This window comes from Nocardia sp. NPDC005825 (assembly GCF_040630175.1).
Lineage (GTDB): Bacteria > Actinomycetota > Actinomycetes > Mycobacteriales > Mycobacteriaceae > Nocardia.
The window spans coordinates 358500-375741 of record NZ_JBEXXC010000001.1 but is presented as its reverse complement, the minus strand read 5'-3'; the positions used below and the strand labels follow the sequence as shown (position 1 = coordinate 375741).

Annotated in this window: 20 protein-coding genes; 14 read left to right on the top strand and 6 right to left on the bottom strand. The window is 67.8% G+C overall.

The genetic code is table 11. From position 1 onward, the window contains the following. Positions 1-187: 187 nt before the first annotated feature. Positions 188-592, bottom strand: a complete 405-nt coding sequence (locus tag ABZ382_RS01875; RefSeq protein ID WP_357082416.1) for a hypothetical protein — start codon at positions 590-592, stop codon at positions 188-190. Continuing rightward, on the bottom strand, positions 589-915 hold the full coding sequence (locus ABZ382_RS01870; RefSeq protein ID WP_357082413.1) for a helix-turn-helix domain-containing protein: 327 nt from the start codon (positions 913-915) through the stop codon (positions 589-591). Before ABZ382_RS01870 ends, ABZ382_RS01875 begins: the two co-directional genes overlap by 4 nt. Before the next feature lie 110 nt (positions 916-1025). Between ABZ382_RS01870 and ABZ382_RS01865 the strand changes: the two genes are divergently transcribed. Further along, positions 1026-1895 (top strand): alpha/beta fold hydrolase, encoded by an 870-nt coding sequence (locus ABZ382_RS01865; protein ID WP_357082410.1) that lies wholly within the window; start codon positions 1026-1028, stop codon positions 1893-1895. Here the strand turns inward: ABZ382_RS01865 and mqo are convergent. Further along, positions 1826-3352: a malate dehydrogenase (quinone) gene (gene mqo / locus ABZ382_RS01860; protein WP_357082407.1), complete on the bottom strand. Its 1527-nt coding sequence runs from the start codon at positions 3350-3352 to the stop codon at positions 1826-1828. The genes ABZ382_RS01865 and mqo overlap by 70 nt on opposite strands. A gap of 93 nt (positions 3353-3445) precedes the next feature. Between mqo and ABZ382_RS01855 the strand changes: the two genes are divergently transcribed. After that, a complete protein-coding gene (locus ABZ382_RS01855) occupies positions 3446-4381 on the top strand; it encodes a LysR family transcriptional regulator (protein WP_357082404.1) in 936 nt (311 codons plus the stop codon). On the opposite strand, the gene ABZ382_RS01850 is transcribed toward ABZ382_RS01855, so the two are convergent. Beyond that, complete coding sequence (locus ABZ382_RS01850) at positions 4362-4826, bottom strand: NUDIX hydrolase (protein WP_357082401.1); 465 nt, start codon at positions 4824-4826, stop codon at positions 4362-4364. The two genes, ABZ382_RS01855 and ABZ382_RS01850, sit on opposite strands and share 20 nt — an antisense overlap. 220 nt (positions 4827-5046) lie before the next feature. On the opposite strand from ABZ382_RS01850, the gene ABZ382_RS01845 reads away from it, so the two are divergent. The 8 genes from ABZ382_RS01845 to ABZ382_RS01810 all read left to right on the top strand — a co-directional run bounded on the left by ABZ382_RS01845 (position 5047) and on the right by ABZ382_RS01810 (position 12100). Further along, positions 5047-5718: an NAD(P)H-binding protein gene (locus ABZ382_RS01845; RefSeq protein WP_357082398.1), complete on the top strand. Its 672-nt coding sequence runs from the start codon at positions 5047-5049 to the stop codon at positions 5716-5718. Between the two features lie 116 nt (positions 5719-5834). Further along, positions 5835-7046: a MoxR family ATPase gene (locus tag ABZ382_RS01840; RefSeq protein ID WP_357082395.1), complete on the top strand. Its 1212-nt coding sequence runs from the start codon at positions 5835-5837 to the stop codon at positions 7044-7046. A 24-nt stretch (positions 7047-7070) separates the two neighbouring features. Continuing rightward, on the top strand, positions 7071-8045 hold the full coding sequence (locus tag ABZ382_RS01835) for a DUF58 domain-containing protein (protein ID WP_357082392.1): 975 nt from the start codon (positions 7071-7073) through the stop codon (positions 8043-8045). Beyond that, on the top strand, positions 8042-9067 hold the full coding sequence (locus ABZ382_RS01830) for a VWA domain-containing protein (RefSeq protein WP_357082389.1): 1026 nt from the start codon (positions 8042-8044) through the stop codon (positions 9065-9067). Before ABZ382_RS01835 ends, ABZ382_RS01830 begins: the two co-directional genes overlap by 4 nt. A gap of 49 nt (positions 9068-9116) precedes the next feature. Further along, positions 9117-9833, top strand: coding sequence for a 3-oxoacyl-ACP reductase FabG1 (gene fabG1, locus ABZ382_RS01825; protein WP_357082386.1), 717 nt, complete (start codon positions 9117-9119; stop codon positions 9831-9833). Positions 9834-9890: 57 nt separating this feature from the next. Continuing rightward, positions 9891-10730, top strand: coding sequence for an NADH-dependent enoyl-ACP reductase InhA (gene inhA / locus ABZ382_RS01820; RefSeq protein WP_357082382.1), 840 nt, complete (start codon positions 9891-9893; stop codon positions 10728-10730). Between the two features lie 37 nt (positions 10731-10767). Next, positions 10768-11853: a ferrochelatase gene (locus tag ABZ382_RS01815; RefSeq protein ID WP_357082379.1), complete on the top strand. Its 1086-nt coding sequence runs from the start codon at positions 10768-10770 to the stop codon at positions 11851-11853. Positions 11854-11863: 10 nt separating this feature from the next. Continuing rightward, the gene (locus ABZ382_RS01810; protein WP_357082376.1) at positions 11864-12100 is read left to right on the top strand and encodes a hypothetical protein; all 237 of its coding nucleotides are present in this window, start codon (positions 11864-11866) and stop codon (positions 12098-12100) included. A 12-nt stretch (positions 12101-12112) separates the two neighbouring features. Here the strand turns inward: ABZ382_RS01810 and ABZ382_RS01805 are convergent, their stop codons facing one another. Then, positions 12113-12805 carry a hypothetical protein gene (locus ABZ382_RS01805; RefSeq protein ID WP_357082373.1) on the bottom strand — a complete coding sequence of 231 codons (693 nt, stop codon included), beginning with the start codon at positions 12803-12805 and terminating at the stop codon, positions 12113-12115. 103 nt (positions 12806-12908) lie between these two features. On the opposite strand from ABZ382_RS01805, the gene msrB reads away from it, so the two are divergent. From msrB to ABZ382_RS01785, 4 genes are all read left to right on the top strand, one after another. Continuing rightward, positions 12909-13364 carry a peptide-methionine (R)-S-oxide reductase MsrB gene (gene msrB, locus ABZ382_RS01800; protein ID WP_357082370.1) on the top strand — a complete coding sequence of 152 codons (456 nt, stop codon included), beginning with the start codon at positions 12909-12911 and terminating at the stop codon, positions 13362-13364. Then, entirely contained in the window at positions 13361-13891 is a 531-nt protein-coding gene (gene msrA, locus ABZ382_RS01795; protein ID WP_357082367.1) for a peptide-methionine (S)-S-oxide reductase MsrA, read from the top strand. Before msrB ends, msrA begins: the two co-directional genes overlap by 4 nt. A gap of 239 nt (positions 13892-14130) precedes the next feature. Further along, on the top strand, positions 14131-14505 hold the full coding sequence (locus ABZ382_RS01790) for a hypothetical protein (protein WP_357082364.1): 375 nt from the start codon (positions 14131-14133) through the stop codon (positions 14503-14505). Positions 14506-15036: 531 nt separating this feature from the next. After that, positions 15037-15624 (top strand): hypothetical protein, encoded by a 588-nt coding sequence (locus ABZ382_RS01785; protein ID WP_357082361.1) that lies wholly within the window; start codon positions 15037-15039, stop codon positions 15622-15624. A 434-nt stretch (positions 15625-16058) separates the two neighbouring features. Here ABZ382_RS01785 and ABZ382_RS01780 read toward each other — a convergent pair whose 3' ends face one another. Continuing rightward, complete coding sequence (locus tag ABZ382_RS01780) at positions 16059-16466, bottom strand: single-stranded DNA-binding protein (RefSeq protein ID WP_357082357.1); 408 nt, start codon at positions 16464-16466, stop codon at positions 16059-16061. Between the last annotated feature and the right edge of the window lie 776 nt (positions 16467-17242).

Sequence of the window (17242 nt, the reverse complement as noted above, 5' to 3'; positions counted from 1 at the left end):
GTCGGTTTATTGATCAAAATGTTGGAAAAGGTTGTGCCTCACAGCACGGGATCCGTATGGGCGAGCGTTGCTTCATGGGGTTTGACCTGCGATATTTGTGTATTTTAGTCGTGAAAATTACAGATCGGTGAGCCGAGACCAGATCGAGAGCTGACCTCTCTCGAGCTCTGAACCCTCAACGAGAGGGTCACTGGCGAACATGGCGCAACCTGTCAATCGGCCCCGCGAAGCGGGATGTTCGGTGGAGACCGTGTACGCGAGCGTCGGGAACAAGACCGCGTTGCTCGAGCTGGTCCTCGACATCATGGTGGTCGGCGACGACGCGCAGATCGCGCTCGACGATCGCCCGTGGTTCGGCGTGGGGGAGGATCCCCTCGCGACCCGCGTCGCCGCACTGGCGGAGGTCATCGCCGGGATCTACCGCCGCACCGCCGAACTGCGCCGCGTCCTCGACAGCGCGGCCCGGGGCAACGCGGAACTCGCCGAGCTGGACGCGAGAAGACGTGCACAGGAACGCATCTCGCGCACCGCACTGGTGTCCGCGATCGATGTGGTTGGACCGCGTCGTGTGGTCCGCCCACCTTTCGGTCACGGGTGGTCGGCGGCCCAGGCGCAGATGGCGGCGAGCGGGGTCTGCAGCGACTTGCCGAGTTCGGTGAGCGAGTACTCGATGTGCTGCGGGGCGGTCTCCTTGAAGACGTGGCGGCCGACGAGCCCGTCGGATTCCATGCCGCGCAAGGTTTCGGTGAGCACCTTCTGGGTGATGCCGGGCAGGCGGCGGCGCAGCGCGGCCGGGCGCTGGGCGCCGTCGAGCAAGGCGTAGATGAGCAGGATTCGCCATTTGGCGGCCAGGCGTTCGAGGGCCTGGCGGGTGGTGCAGGATTCCTCGAGTACGTCGGGGATCACCAGGTCCATCGCGCCTCCGTTCGGAAGGGCACTTCGAAGTGCCTTCTATCGGTGGCGGGGGTCCGCGCCTACCGTCTTGTTTCACCGTAATGCGACGACTTCGAGGACGAGAGCACCAGATGACTGTCAGCACAGTTCCGTTCACTTTCACCCGCGCGGGAGACCGACTGGTCGGCACGCTGTATCTGCCGGAGGGCGAGCCCACCGGTGTGGTGGTCACGACCGGCCCGCTGACCTCCGTCAAGGAGCAGGCGGCGGGCGTCTACGCCGAGGCGCTGGCGCGCCGTGGATTCGCCGCCCTGGCCTTCGACCACCGGACCTTCGGCGAGAGCGCCGGGGAGCCGCGGCAATTGGAGGACCCGCTGGGCAAGGCCGCCGACATCAGCGCCGCCGTCTCGGCGCTGGAAGCGGACGCGCGTTTCACCGGTAAGACCGTGGTCGCGCTGGGCGTCTGCGCCGGCGGCGGCTACATGGCCCGCGCGGTCGCCGACGATCCGCGCCTGCGTGCCTTCGCCGGTGTCGCGGGCGTGTACGCCGACGCGTCCGCCAACCCGGCCGATCCGGCGGTGGTCGAGCGCGGCCGCCTGGCTCGCGAGCGCCGCCTCGCCACCGGCGAGGTCGAGACCATCCCCGCGGTGGCCGCCGACAACGGCGATGTGGCCATGCCCCTGACCGAGGCGTTCGAGTACTACGGCACCCCGCGTGGTGTGGTCCCCAACTACACGAACGGTTTCGCCGTCGAGTCCTTCGAGCACACCGCGGGTTTCGACGCCCAGGAGGCGGCGGCCCGGCTGTCGGTCCCGTTCCTGCTGGTGCACTCGGAGAACGCCCTGGTCCCGCCGTGGGCCCACAAGTTCTACGCCGGGGTGGCATCCCCGAAATCGGAGCTGTGGCTGGACTCGGTCGGCCAGATCGACTTCTACGACGATCCCCGGCTGATCGAGCCCGCCGCCGACGCGGCCGCCGAATTGTTCCGCGGCGTCTGCTGACCCGCGTGAGGTGAACCGGCGATCGGGGAGTTCGAGCCCTCGGCGTAGCCCGGCGCCAGCTGCCGCAGTCCCGGCTCCCAGTCCGAACGGTGCTGCGGGAAGCACCGTTCGAGGAGTTCGATCATGATCGCGGGAGCGGTCGACGCACCGGGGGACGCGCCCAGCAAGCCCGCGATCGTGCCGTCGGCGCCGGTGACCAGTTCGGTGCCCATGGTCAGCACACCCACCCGGTCGAGGTCGGGTTTCACGAGTTGTGCGCGTTGTCCGGCCTGGACGAGATACCAGTCGGCCGGGTCGGCCTCGGGGTAGAAGCGTTGCAGCTGAGCGAACTTGCGCCGCCGGGTCGCGAGCAGCTCGCCGATCAGGTAGCGGACCAGCGGCAGATTCTGTAGTCCCGCCGCCACCAGCACCACGATGTTCGTCAGCCGCAGCGTGGTGAACAGGTCGATCAGTTTGCCGTGCTTGAGCAGCCGCGTGCTGAACGTCGCGTAGGGGCCGAACAGCAGTGACGACTCGCCGCCGACATTGCGCTTGTCCAAGTGCGGCACCGACATCGGGGGAGCCCCGAGCAGGGCCTGGCTGTAGACCTTCGCCTCGTGCCGGGCCACGACCTCGGGGTTGTCGGTGCGCAGGAACTGCGCGCCGACCGGGAACACGCCGTAGCCGCGCACTTCGGGGATGCGGGCCCGCTGGAGCAGCTCGAGGGCGTATCCGCCCGCTCCCACGAACACGAAGCGGGCGCGGATGGTGAAGCGCCGCTTGCCGTTCCGATCCCGTCCCGTGACGGTCCAGATCCCATCGGCGCCGCGGCGCAGTCCCCGCACCTCATGACCGGTGCGCACCTGTGTGCCCGAGCCGGACATGGCCCGCACGAGCGACCCGGTCAGCGCCCCGAAATCGACGTCGGTGCCCGCCTCGAACCGGGTGGCCGCCACCGGTTGTCCCGGGTCCCGGCCCGCCATGAGCAGGGGAGCCCAGTCCGCGATGACGGCGGGATCCTCGCTGTGCTCCATGGCCGCGAACGCGGGCAGCGCGCGCAGGGTCTCGAATCGTCGGCGCAGATAGGCGACATCCCGCTCTCCGAACACCACATCCATATGCGGTGTCGCCGTGACGAATTCGGTGTCGGTGAGCGCGCCCCGCTCGGCCAGTCCCGCCCAGAACTGCCGTGACAGCGCGAACATCGACGCGATCTCGGCCGCCTTGCCCGCATCGCCCGGATCCGGCATGTAGTTGAGTTCGCACAGGCCCGAGTGCCCGGTTCCGGCGTTGTTCCACGCATCGGAGCTCTCGGCCGCGACCCGGTCGAGCCGCTCCAGTAGAACCATGGACCAATCCGGTTGCAGCGCCGCGATCATCGCGCCGAGGGTGGCCGACATGATGCCGCCGCCGATCAGTACGACATCGAGAATATCTGTGTCCGTGAGGGTTTCGGTGGGTGCGGCGTGACTGTCCATCTGCGTGACCTCCTGGTCGGCGGGTACATCGTCATCGTCGCGCCGCGCAGATCCATCCGTCCAATGTTCATTCCAAGCCAGTATGATCCGAATATGGATGAATTGACGTCGTCGCAGGTGGAGGCCCTGATTCCGTTGCTCGCGGCGTTCGACGCGGCCGCGGGGGAGGGGCATGTCACGCGGGCGGCGCAGCGGCTGGGTGTGCCGCAGTCGTCGGTGAGTCGCCGGCTGAAGGCGGTCGAGCAGGCGGTCGGGGTGAAACTCTTCCAACCGGTCGGTCGCCGCATCGCCCTCACCGCCGCCGGCCAAGAACTGCACGAACGCACCCGCGGCCTGGTCCAAGCCCTCACCGATGCCGTCGACGTGGTCCGCAGTGACGCCGACCCCGACTGCGGCCTGGTCCGCTTCGGTTTCCCGTTCACCCTCGGCCCGGTCAGCATCCCGTCACTGCTTGCCGATTTCCACGCGGGCGCACCGCGCATCCGCCTGCACCTGGTGCAGGCTCACGGCAGCGCGCTGACCGAGATGGTTCGCGACGGCCGCCTGGATCTGGCCGTCACCATCCCGGCCCCCGACGACCTGCCCGCGATCATCCTCGGCCACCAGCGCCTGCATCTGTACGTGGCCGACGCCCACCCGCTGGCGACCCGCACCGAGGTCGGGCTCGCCGAACTGGCCGACGAGCCGTTCATCGCGAACCCGCCGACCTACCACCTGCGTCGCCTGCTCGACTCCTGGTGCGCCGAGGCCGGATTCACCCCGCGCGTCGGCTTCGAGATCACCGAGTTCGAGACGCTGCGCGCCCTGGTCGCCCAGAATCTCGGCATCGCGGTGCTGCCCGCCCCGGAGGTCGCCCACCCGGGCCTGTCACGCGTGACCCTGGCCGATGCGCGGGATCGCAGCATCGGCCTGGTGTCGGGCGGTCACCGCCCGACACCCGCGGTGGCGCGCCTGCGTGATCATGTTGCCGCGCAGGCCCTGTCGTATCTCGGGCGCGGCGGGGACCCGGCTACTCCTGGTAGGTCGTGAGGATGCGCCGGATCGAGGAGGTGACCGGCAGGTCCCCGGTCAGCGGCACCCACCGGTATTCGGCGTAGTTGGTCACCCGCACCGGTCCGGCGCTGGCCACCACCGCGGCGAAATGCTCCCGGCGCACCGGTTTCCCGGCGCTGGACAGGTAGTCGAAGCTGCCGAGGTGGCGGACGATATCGGTGACCGCCAGACCGGTCTCCTCGCGCACCGCCCGCACCACCGCGCTGGCCAGCGACTCGCCCGGGCGCACGACGGTGCCTGGTAGGTGCAGCGGACTGCGCCCTTCGACGTGCTCCTCGTGCTCGAGCATCAGCACCGAGTCATTGTGCTCGACGACCACCCCTACCCGTAGCGCGACTCCCTCCGAGGCGGCCCGCTCCCGCAGTTCCTGCAACACCGTTTCGCCGATGGACTGCCCGGGCGAAACTTCGAAATCCCACACTGCACACCACATCCCGTATCACCGGACACCGTCGACCGATACGGATAACGCTACCGGCGGAGAAACGGTCGGCGGCAGAGACATTCGCAAGAATAGGCGCACTTCCGTCCCAGCGATCCAGGGTCCGGAAACTTTCTCGACACCGGCCCGAAATGCCTGCGTGCCATCGCCGCGGCGCGGGTGGGAAGCTGGACCGGTACCGCCTACGAGAGGAGTCATCGTGAAGGTGTTCCAGATCGGCGCGGCCGGCGGTATCGGCCGCCGCCTGGCGACCCTGCTCACCGCCCGCGGTGACGAGGTCACCGGCATGCACCGCGGTCCCGCGCAGGCCGAGATCATCGCCGCGACCGGCGCGAGCCCGCTGCACGGCGACCTGATCGCCGATTCGGTCGACGAGCTGGCCGCCAAGTTCCACGGCCACGACGCCATCGTCTTCTCCGCGGGCGCGCACGGCACGGGCATGGACCAGACCAGCCTCATCGACGGCCGCGGCCTGGAGAAGGCCGCCGACGCCGCCCGCTTCGCCGGAGTCGCCCGTTTCGTTCTGGTCTCGGTGTTCCCCGACGCGGGCCGCGACCGCGAGACCAGCCCCGGCTTCGAGCACTACATGCGGGTGAAGAAGACCGCCGACGCCTATCTGGTCGGCACCGATCTGGACTGGCTGATCGTCCGCCCCGGCACCTTGCGCGACGAGCCCGGAACCGGCCTGGTCGCAGCCGGACTCGCGATCGAATACGGCGATGTCCGCCGCGACGACGTGGCCGCCTTCATCGACGTGGCCCTGCACCGCCCGGCGCTGAACCGGGTGATCCTGGAACTGACGGCCGGTCACACGGCGGTCGCCGAGGCCGTGGAACTGGTGTTGGAGCGTTCGACCACGGCCAGGAAATAGCCGAATCCCGGATTTCGCGGCCGAAATTCGCGCCCCGATCGCGGGCGGGTGCGGCAATCGCGCGAGATACCTGGAATAGTTGGGGCGGAACGCACAGGACCAAGGCGAAAGCGGGGATGTTGGTGACTTCGACTGACGGTGTGAGCGGGGTAAGCACGGTGAAGGACGCACCTTCGGCTCCGAGCACCCTCGAGCGCGATGTCCAGACCCTGGAAAAGGCGATCTACGAAGTCAAACGTGTGATCGTCGGTCAGGATCGGCTGGTCGAGCGGCTGTTGGTCGGTGTTCTCGCCAAGGGGCACGTGCTGCTCGAAGGTGTGCCGGGTATCGCCAAGACCCTGGCCGTGGAGACCTTCGCGACGGTGGTGGGCGGCAGCTTCTCGCGCGTGCAGTTCACTCCTGACCTGGTGCCCACCGACCTCGTCGGTACCCGCATCTACCGGCAGGGCCGCGAGGAGTTCGACACCGAGCTGGGCCCGGTGGTCGCCAACTTCGTGCTCGCCGACGAGATCAACCGCGCGCCCGCCAAGGTGCAGTCCGCACTGCTCGAGGTGATGGCCGAGCGGCACGTGTCCATCGGCGGCAAGACCTACCCGATGCCGAATCCGTTCCTGGTCATGGCGACTCAGAACCCGATCGAGTCCGAGGGTGTGTACCCGCTGCCCGAGGCGCAGCGCGACCGCTTCCTGTTCAAGGTCGTCGTCGACTACCCCTCGGTCGAGGAGGAGCGCGAGATCATCTACCGGATGGGTGTCACCCCGCCGGAGCCCAAGCGGGTCCTCGACCCGGCCGAGCTGGTGCGGCTGCAGAACGTCGCCGCCAACACCTTCGTGCACCACGCGCTGGTCGACTACGTGGTCCGGGTGATCGCGGCAACCCGCAAGCCCGCCGACTTCGGCATGCAGGACGTCGCGGGCTGGATCTCCTACGGTGCTTCCCCGCGCGCCTCGCTGGGCATCATCGCCGCCGCCCGCGCGGTGGCCCTGATCCGCGGCCGCGACTACGTGGTCCCGCAGGACGTGGTCGAGGTGATCCCGGACGTGCTGCGTCACCGCCTGGTGCTGTCCTACGACGCGCTGGCCGACGAGGTCAGCCCGGACGACGTGATCAAGCGCGTGCTGCAGACCGTCGGCCTGCCGCAGGTCGCCGCCCAGGCCAACGCCCCGGCCGGCGCGCCCGCCCCGATGCCGGCCGCGGTGCCGCAGCCCGGCATCCCGCAGCAGCCGGGGGTGCCCGCGCAGGGCATTCCGCAGCCGCCGCAGCAGGGCATCCCGCAGCCTCCGAACGGTCAGATGCCCGGCGTCCCCGGTCAGCCGCAGCCGAAGTAGGTGGCCACGGAATCGACTGCGCCCGTGACGATCTCAACTCCCGGCGACTCCCCGCACGCCCCGCCCTCGTTCCGGCAGGGTCAGCTCACCGACCCGCGGTTGTCGGCGGCGCTGCGGACGCTCGAACTCACCGTGCGCCGCCGCCTGGACGGCGTGCTGCACGGTGACCACTTGGGCCTGATCCCGGGTCCCGGCTCCGAGCCCGGCGATGCCCGCATGTATCAGCCGGGCGACGATGTGCGGCAGATGGATTGGTCGGTCACCGCCCGCACCACCCACCCGCACGTCCGGCAGATGATCGCCGACCGCGAGCTGGAGACCTGGCTGGTGGTCGACCTGTCGGCCAGCCTCGATTTCGGTACCGCGCTGTGTGAGAAGCGGGATCTGGTGGTCGCCGCGGCGGCCGCGGTCACGCATCTGACCAGCGGCGGCGGCAACCGGATCGGTGCGGTGGTGGCCAATGGCAATGAGCTGATCCGCATTCCGGCCCGCAGCGGCCGGGTGCACGAGCAGTCGTTGCTGCGCAGGATCGCGACCACCCCGCACGCCCCGGACGGTGTCCGCGGTGACCTGCGCGGCGCGATCGAGGCATTGCGCAGACCGCAGCGCAAACGCGGTCTGGCCGTGGTCATTTCCGATTTCCTGGGCGATATCGACTGGCAGCGGTCGCTGCGCGCCATCTCCGGCCGCCACGACCTGCTCGGTGTCGAGATCCTGGACCCGCGTGATCTGGAGCTTCCGGATCTGGGCGATGTGGTCCTGCACGACCCGGAGACCGGACGGACCCGGGAATTCAGTGTGACCCCCACGCTCCGCGCCGATTTCGCGCGCGCCGCGCAAGGCCATCGGGATCAGGTCGAGCAGGCGTTGCGCAGTTGTGGTGCGCCGGTGATGACCCTGCGCACCGACGGCGACTGGATCGCGGACGTGGTTCGATTCGTGTCCACCCGGCGCCACACCTTTGGCGCCCCGAATGCCGGACGGGTGCCGCGGCAGTGACTATCGGCGAGCTGACCTTCAGCCTTTCGCATTTCGCCTACCAGTATTGGCTGGCCTTCCTGGCCGTGATCGCGCTGGCGGCGCTGATCTACATCCTGATGCAGCAGCGGCGTCGCAAGCAGATGCTGCGCTTCTCCAATATGGAGATGCTGGAGAAGGTGGCGCCCAAACAGCCGAAACCGTGGCGGCACATTCCCGTCGCGGTGACCCTGGTGGGCCTCATGTTCCTCACCTTCGCCGCGGCCGGTCCGACCGCGGCGAAGAAGGTGCCCCGCAACCGCGCCACGGTGATCCTGGTGATCGACGTGTCGCTGTCGATGGAGGCCACCGATGTGCCGCCCAGCCGGATCCAGGTGGCCAAGAAGGCCGCCAAGGAATTCGCGGACAATCTGACGCCGGGCATCAACCTGGGTCTGGTCACCTTCGCGGGTACCGCGTCGGTGCAGGTGTCGCCGACCACGAATCGGGAGGCGGTCAAGGCCGCCATCGACACCATGAAGCTGGCCGAGCGCACCGCGACCGGTGAGGGCATCCTGACCGCGTTGCAGTCCATCGACACCCTGGCCTCGGTGCTGCCGGGTGCGGAGAAGCCGCCGCCGGCCCAGGTGGTGCTCATGTCCGACGGTAAGCAGACCGTCCCGGACGACAAGGATGTCGAGAATCCCCGCCACGGCTTCACCGCCGCGCGTCTGGCGAAGGAGAAAGGCATTCCGGTGTCGACGATTTCGTTCGGCACCACGTGGGGCACCGTCGAGATCCCCGACCAGGACGGCAAGGGCTCCCAGCGGGTCCGCGTCCCAGTCGACGACGATTCGCTGCGTGAGATCGCGAAACTGTCCGGCGGCGAGTTCTTCACCGCCTCCACGCTGGAAGAACTCAAGAACGTCTACGCGCACTTGGAAGAGCAGATCGGCTTCGAGACGACCGTCGCCGACGCCAGCCGCCCGTGGTTGCTGCTGGGTTTGGTGGTGACTGCCGCCGGGTTGGTGGCCGCATTGCTCTATCGTCAGCGTCTGCCGTAAATCGGTACCGCGCGCCGAGTCCCGAACACGAACAGATAGGTTTGCGTCTATGTCGAACATCACATCCCGGTCGGTCCTGGTGACCGGCGGTAATCGCGGCATCGGGCTCGCGGTCGCCCAGCGCCTGCTCGCCGACGGACACAAGGTCGCCGTCACCCACCGCGGGTCCGGCGTTCCCGAGGGTTTCTTCGGCGTGAAATGCGATGTGACCGATAGCGAATCGGTCGATCGGGCGTTCTCCGAGGTGGAGGAGCACCAGGGTCCGGTCGAGGTGCTGGTCGCGAACGCGGGCATCACCGATGACACCCTGCTGATGCGGATGACCGAGGAGCAGTTCACCCGGGTCATCGACGCCAACCTGACCGGCGCCTTCCGTTGTGCCAAGCGTGCCAACCGCGCCATGCTGCGCGCCCGCTGGGGCCGCATGATCTTCCTCGGCTCGGTGGTCGGTCTGGGCGGTGGCCCCGGCCAGATCAACTACGCCTCCTCCAAGGCCGGTGTGGTCGGCCTGGCCCGCTCGGTGACCCGCGAGCTCGGTTCGCGCAACATCACCGCCAATGTGGTCGCGCCCGGTTTCATCGAGACCGACATGACCGCCGAGCTGCCCGACGACCTGCGCGACACCGCCAAGAAGTTCATTCCGCTGCAGCGTCTCGGCCAGCCCGAGGACGTCGCCGCGGTGGTCAGCTTCCTGGCCTCCGAGGACTCCGGTTACGTCTCCGGCGCGATCATCCCCGTCGACGGCGGTATGGGCATGGGCCACTAGGCCCACCCGAACCCGCTCTCGCCCCTGACATTTCGAACGAGGAGAACCCACCACCCCATGGCTGGATTGCTCGCAGGCAAGACCGTACTCATCACCGGCATCATCACCGACTCGTCCATCGCCTTCCACGCGGCCGCGGTCGCGCAGGAGCAGGGCGCGAAGGTGATCATCACCGGCATCCCGGAGCGGCTGCGCCTCATCGACCGCATCGCCAAGCGTCTGCCGCAGGAGGTGCCCCCGGCCATCGGTCTGGACGTCACCAGCGAGGAGAACCTGGCGGAGCTGCCGGCGAAGCTGCGTGAGCTGGCTCCGGAGGGCATCGACGGTGTGCTGCACTCGATCGCCTTCGCGCCCAAGACCCTGATGGGCCCGGACGCGGTGAACTTCCTCGACGCTCCCGGCCCGGACGCGGCCAAGGCCTTCGAGATCTCGGCCTGGTCCTACGCCTCGCTGGCGCGCGCCGTGCTCCCCGCCATGAACGAGGGCGGCTCCATCGTGGGCATGGACTTCGATCCGCGCACCGCGATGCCGTTCTACAACTGGATGGGTGTCGCCAAGGCGGCCCTGGAGTCGGTGAACCGCTACGTGGCGCGGGAAGTCGGCGCCGCCAAGAAGATCCGATCCAACCTGATCGCGGCCGGTCCGATCAAGACCCTCGCGGCCAAGGCCATCGCGGGCACCGCGACCGATGACGCCAAGCAGCTGAACATGCTCAACGAGTACTGGGACGGCGCGTCCCCGATCGGCTGGGACGTCGACGACCCGACCGTGGTCGCCAAGTCCGTGTGCGCGCTGCTCTCGGATTGGCTGCCCGGCACCACCGGTTCGATCATCTACGTCGACGGCGGCGCCAGCCACAACACCTGGTTCCCGGAATCCGGTTTCGGCGCCAACTGATCGTCAGCGTTTCGATTTTCCGAGGAGGAGAGCGGTAGTGGGTGAGCCCGCGGCTCGTGAAGTGGACGCCCTGCTACTGCTGTCCTTCGGCGGTCCCGAGCGCCCCGAGGACGTGATGCCGTTCCTGGAGAACGTCACTCGGGGCCGGGGTGTGCCGCCGGAACGCCTCGCCGAGGTCGCGCAGCATTATCTGCACTTCGGCGGGGTGTCCCCGATCAATGCGCTGAACCTCGACATCATCAAGGCGATCGAGGCCGAATTCGGCTCGCGCGGTATCGATCTGCCGGTGTATTTCGGCAATCGCAACTGGCATCCCATGGTCGAGGCGACCGTCGAGGGCATGCGCGCGGACGGGATTCGTTCGGCGCTGGTGTTCCCGACCTCCGCGTGGGGCGGGTATTCGGGCTGCCTGCAATACCAGGAGGACATCACGCGCGCCCGCGCCGCGGTCGCCGATGCCCCCGAATTGGTGAAGCTGCGCCACTATTTCGATCACCCGTTGTTCGTGGCGGCGTTCGCGGACGCGATTCGTGCGGCGGTCGCGGAATTGCCGCAGGACAAGCGTGATTCGGCCCGCTTGGTCTTCACCGCGCATTCCGTGCCGGTCTCCGCCGATATCGCCTCCGGGCCGCCCGCCGAACAGCGTCTCTACAGCCGTCAGGTCGCCGAGGCGGCCCGATTGTGCGCGGAGGCAACCGGTTTCGATGCCTATGACCTGGTGTGGCAGTCGCGCTCGGGCCCGCCGCAGGTGCCGTGGCTGGACCCCGACATCGTCGACCATCTCGACGCGCTCGCCGAACAGGGCGTGGACTCCGTGGTGGTGTGCCCGGTCGGTTTCGTCTCCGACCACCTCGAGGTCATCTGGGACCTGGACAACGAGGCGAAAGAGCGTGCCGCCGAACTGGGTATGACCTTCGCCCGCGCCGCCACCCCCGGCCCGGACCCGCGTTTCGCGCGCATGGTCGCCGATCTGGTGCAGGAGTACCTCTCCGCCGCCGCCCCGGCGCGTCTGAGCGACATCACCGGCCTGGGCTGCACCGTCGACGGCGCGCCGTGCGTGGTCGGCTGCTGCGCCCTGCCGCCGCGCAGGCCCGCGGTGGCACCGGCGGCCGCCGAATTGTAGTCTCGCCCAGGTGACTACACCCGGACGCGGAACCCCGCAACGCCGTCAGCCCGCCTCGGGCGGCACCGCCGCCCGCAAGCCACAGCGCACCTTCGGTGCCCCGGACATGTTCGTCTGGGCCCCCGTGCTGGCCTTGTTCCTGGCCGCCGGCATCGTCGGCACCATCGGCCAATCCATCATGTTCGCCGCGGCGTTCGTCGCCATCGCGGTGGTCATGCTGGTCGCCGACATGTTCTTCAACCGCTGACGGGTTCGCCCGTCAGTTCAGGACGTTCACCGCGCGGGCGACGACCAGGCTCACGGTGACGAGGGAGATGCCGGATTGCACCATCATGAGCAGCTTGGCCCAGCGGGTCATGGGCATCACGTCGGTGGGGCTGAAGGCGGTCGCGTTGGTGAACGACAGATACAGATAATCCGGAAATTGCGGTTCCCAGTCGGGGGCGGCGAGATTCGGATTCTGCATCTGGACCCACAGGAAATCCGGATACGGCCTGCGGGCGTGGGCACGCGCCGCAGGGCCGCCCCGGTCGAAATCCCAGTACCAGAGCGCGAACACGAGCACATTGGACAGCCAGACCGCGGCGCCGGAGCCCAGCAGCCCGGCGGCATTGTTGGCGGCCGTGCCGTTGATCAGCGACTTCACCAGGTGGGACACCGACCACACCATGCCGAAGCCGAGCAGCGCCATCAGCAGCAGACTGAATCGCCGTAGCCGTTCGTCCTCGCGGTCGAGCCGTACCGGGTTGGCGATCACCAGGATGATCAGCAGCGCGAACCCGACGATCGGCACGACCCAGTTGGGCCCGGCCGAGTATTCGGGCGGCAGCAGGTACTGCACCAGCAAGATTCCGACGACGGCCGCGGTGGCCGCCCACCGTGATTCCCCGGCCGTGCGCCGGGCCCACGCGGGTACCTGATCGTCGTCGGTCTCGTTCCCGGGTGCGCTCACGTTCGTGAGTATGCCCAAAGGTGACAGAAGTATGACGCGGGCTCGCGGATGGACTTTCCGTCGGGCAGGGTGGGTTGTAGCTGAGGCCTACCAAGGAGGTCATGTGGCACGGGAGTACAACCGGAATCCGGCGGCGGTGGCGGCGCTGTCGCCCGAGCAGTATCACGTCACCCAGGAGAACGGCACCGAGCGGGCGTTCACCGGCGAGTACTGGGACAACCACGAGCCCGGTATCTATGTGGACGTGGTGTCCGGCGAGCCGTTGTTCGCGTCGACGGACAAATTCGAGAGCGGATCGGGCTGGCCGAGTTTCACCAAGCCGATCGACGCGACGAATGTGGCCGAGAAGCGCGACGTCAGCCATTTCATGGTGCGCACCGAGGTGCGGTCGGTGCACGGTGACAGCCATCTGGGCCATGTGTTCCCCGATGGCCCGCGCGACGCGGGCGGGCTGCGCTACTGCATCAACTCGGCGTCGCTGCGGTTCGTGCATCGCGATGATCTGGAATCCGAAGGCTATGGACAGTACAAGACGCTGTTCACGAAGGAGGAAGCGTGACCGACACAAGCGCGGAGAGGCGGAGCGGCAAGGCGATTCTGGCCGGTGGTTGTTTCTGGGGCATGCAGGACTTGATTCGGCGCCAGCCCGGTGTGATCGACACCCGGGTGGGCTACACCGGCGGCCGCAACGACAATCCGACCTACCGCAATCACCCCGGGCACGCGGAGGCCGTGGAGATCGTCTACGACCCGGCGCAGACCGATTACCGTGCGCTGCTGGAGTTCTTCTTCCAGATCCACGATCCGAGCACCAAGGATCGGCAGGGCAACGACATCGGCTCGAGCTACCGCTCCGCCATCTTCTACCTGGATGACGAGCAGAAGCGGGTCGCCGAGGACACCATCGCCGACGTGGACGCCTCGGGCCTGTGGCCGGGGAAGGTGGTCACCGAGGTGACCCCGGCGAGCGCGTTCTGGGACGCCGAGCCGGAGCACCAGGACTACCTGGTCCGCTACCCGAACGGCTACACCTGCCACTTCCCGCGTCCGGGCTGGAAGCTGCCCCGCCGCGAGACCACGGCATAGCGGTGACGGAGGGCCTCACCGCGGCATTCGCCCCGGTGAGGCCCTTCTTTTCGCCTGATCACGGGATTAGACTGAGGCCGGACCGAGCATCGATCTTCCGTGGGCCGCGACCGGCGGCCCCGGATCCTGTGCCACGGTCACGAATCCGCCAGTAGAGCGCAGTGTGCGTGGTTTTCCACGCGGGTCGAGGGTGCACCTTCCTGACGCCTTTATGGCCGTGCCCGACCCGAGGTATGGCCATGACCATCTCCGAGAGGACTTCCGCACGCCACCGGCTGGCCCGGGCGGTCGTGCTGGGCTCGCTCCTCGCCCTTCCCCTGGGCTTCGCCGCCCCCGCCCTGTCCGATCCGCTGACTTTGTCGGATCCGCCGCTGACCCAGTCGGACCACGACAACAACTGGTACAGCGACTGCGACCACAACGGCAACTGGGGTTGGCAACAGAACCGGGGCCGCTGGCAGAACGGCGACTGCGACAACAATCGCGGCCACTGGGAGTACCGGGACCGCGACAACGGCTGGCGCTGGCACCGCGACTACGACGACAACTGGGGCGGCCAGAACCGCGGCGGCTACCAGCAGTCGCCTTTGTGGTGCCAATTCGGCAGCTGCTGACCGTCTTTCACCGCCGTCCCGCGTCCCGACGCGGGACGGCTGAACCCTGCCGGTCGGATGCTCAGTCGCTGGCCAGCGACCGCGCGATGACCAGCCGCTGGATCTGGTTGGTGCCCTCGAAGATCTGGGTGATCTCGCGACCAACTTCGCTGACCTGCAGAAGTATTCGCGAAGCATGTGTTGACCGGGGACAGGGCGTCTCGATGGTTCTGTCGAGTTCTCAGCTGCTTGGCCACCATGACGGCCTACCGACGGCCTGCAGACCGAACCGGGTCGGCGCACGTCTGGTGCATGCGGCTTGTGCGGTCTATCTGAAATCCGGTGGATTGCTACCGCTTTGCGCTCTAGTCTTCCACCATGTCAACTCCAGACCGCCGGGTTGTGTCGCTCACGATTGGAAGCGCTGACGGCGAGCAAGAAACGGTGGAACTGCCGGGGCCTGGCGGAACGGTCCGGTTTGGGGTTGGGGGACCGGGTTGCCGCTCCGGCGTGTGGAGAGTTTGGTCCGAGGCCAAGTCGAACAAGAGTGACGTGTACGTAGCCATCCGGAATATCGCGGGCTACCAGAAGTGGAGCTTGCACGAGTCCGGCGATTGGCGGTTCCAATGGGTCTCAGAGGCTCGTGCTGTTGAGTTCGGGGGCACAGCAAACCGAATCATCGACCGTTGGGAGCAGCCGGCCGAAGTCGGTGCGAGCGGGATGACGAAGGGCCTCTCGATCTGGGTTCGTCATTGCGATGTCGTGTCGATGGACAATGATGATGACCCGAAGCATGCTCAGGTGCAGTGGCTCCCGACTCCACCGCCGGGATCTGCTGTGGGCATTCATATCGTCGTGGCACGGCCTGACCAAGGGATCGTTGATCTGTCCAATTCGGTTCCGTTTGACGGATTTACCTTGGCGGATGGTCGTGTCGTTCTGATCCTGATGCAGTACAGGGAGCTGACCGATGAGGTCAACGCTGTAGTGCGGGACGCACAACGTGAGGCGGTCGCCAGAGCCAACGTCGACTGGGGCGCGGCGGTGGCTCCGCGCATGGTGATTTCGGGGTTCGATGATCAGGGAATAAGGCTGGTTTGGGATACCGCTGTCATTGTGAATCGCGAGAGTCTGTCCTGACCTGCTGTCGGAAAGCAGCTGACTGTTCTTCTCCCTACTTCCTCATACGGGCCTCCCTCGGCGGAGGGAGAGCGGGTCAAGGGTGGGCGTAGCCCATCGGCGTAGCCGACGCGAAGCGCCCTTGATGCGCTCTCCTGGAGCGAGACAATTTGGCCATGAGGAAGTAGGGGCTCGAGGTGAAAGTGCCTGCCCTTCGGCACGGTTGGCAAGGACGAAACTCGCGTAACGGGGAAGCAGGCGTTCCCTGGGTTGCCCCAGACCATGGAGTCGCCGGTATGCCTTCGGCAGATTCATCGCTCACCGGAGCGGACCGCGGTGAGCGGATGCTCGGCTGCTCGGTATCTATACGTAATAGGGGAATTCGGCAGCTGTTCGTGTGGCGGGTGGTCAGGGACCGGACCCGGTGGTGGCGGGCCCGGTCGGTGCCGGCCGGATCAGAACGGCGGTTCGGTGTCGGCGGGGCCGCCGTTGCCGCGGATGCGGCGGGTGATCTTCGCGAACTGGTATTTCAGGTCGATCGCTACCGTGTCGGCGGTCAGTTGCAGGGCAGCGTGCGGTTTGGAGTCCTTGCCGATGTAGGCGTCGGGGACCAGGCGGTGGCCGGTGACGGTGACGCGGCAGCCTTTGACCAGGCTGTCGGCGGTCTCCTGGGCGAGGTCGCCCCAGCAGGCGACGCGCATGACGGTCTTGCCGGCGTCGACCCACTGGTTCTGCTGGCGGTCGAACACGCGGTCGTTGGCGATGACGGTGAAGTTGGTGACGAACTTCCCGGTACCGGTCGTGCGCGGTTCGGGATCGTCGGCGAGATGGCCGGTGATGGTGATGGACACGGTGCTGGCCATGACGGTGACCTCCTGGTGGTGGAGTCCGGGCGGGCGCCGGGCTCTCGGTGTCTGGTGGGACGGGGGTCGCGGTGGTGGGCGGCGTGCGGTTGCGTCAAGACTCGCCGTGGATGCGCCTCCCAAAAGCCCTGTGCGGTAGCTCGATTGGGAGGTGTAGCCGCGGTGACAACGCTTGGTCTTGGCGTGGCCGTGCGGGGTCTGCCATGGTGGCACTCGGCCTGCCTGACATCGGGAGAACGGTGCTCGGACTTCGCCATCAGGAGGGCATCGGCGTGGCTGGTGCCGCGGCTGTCGCCAGCGCCGGACGGCTCGGTGATGATCGCGAACCGCGCACGACCGGTACCGGAAAGATCGGCGCGAACTTCATTGGCGGCGGCGACGTCCGGGGGTTCGGTCGTCGGTGGGGCCGGTGGGGCGGTGCCGGCGAGGGCGGCGTGGGTGGCGGGTGCTGGGGTGGCCTTGTTCGGGAGAGGGCCAACAGCCTGGGCGGAGGTTGTCGGGGCGGCGTCGGCGGTCACCGCCTGGTCGCCGGACCCGCATCGGCAGGGACTCCGGACCGTGCGCTGGGCTGTGACTGGGTGTCGGCGCGGTGGTGAGTGGGCTGGAATGGCCGGGCGCGCAGATCATTCGGCGTGGCCGTGGCTGCGGTGGCACTGGCGGCGGCGGATCGACGACCTGGTCCGGACGGCGTTGAGCGGGCCTGGTGCTGCAGGGTGTGGTCGCTGGGCGCCTGTCGCGCGGGCAGATGCTGGATTGCTCTGTGGAGTGTCATGAGT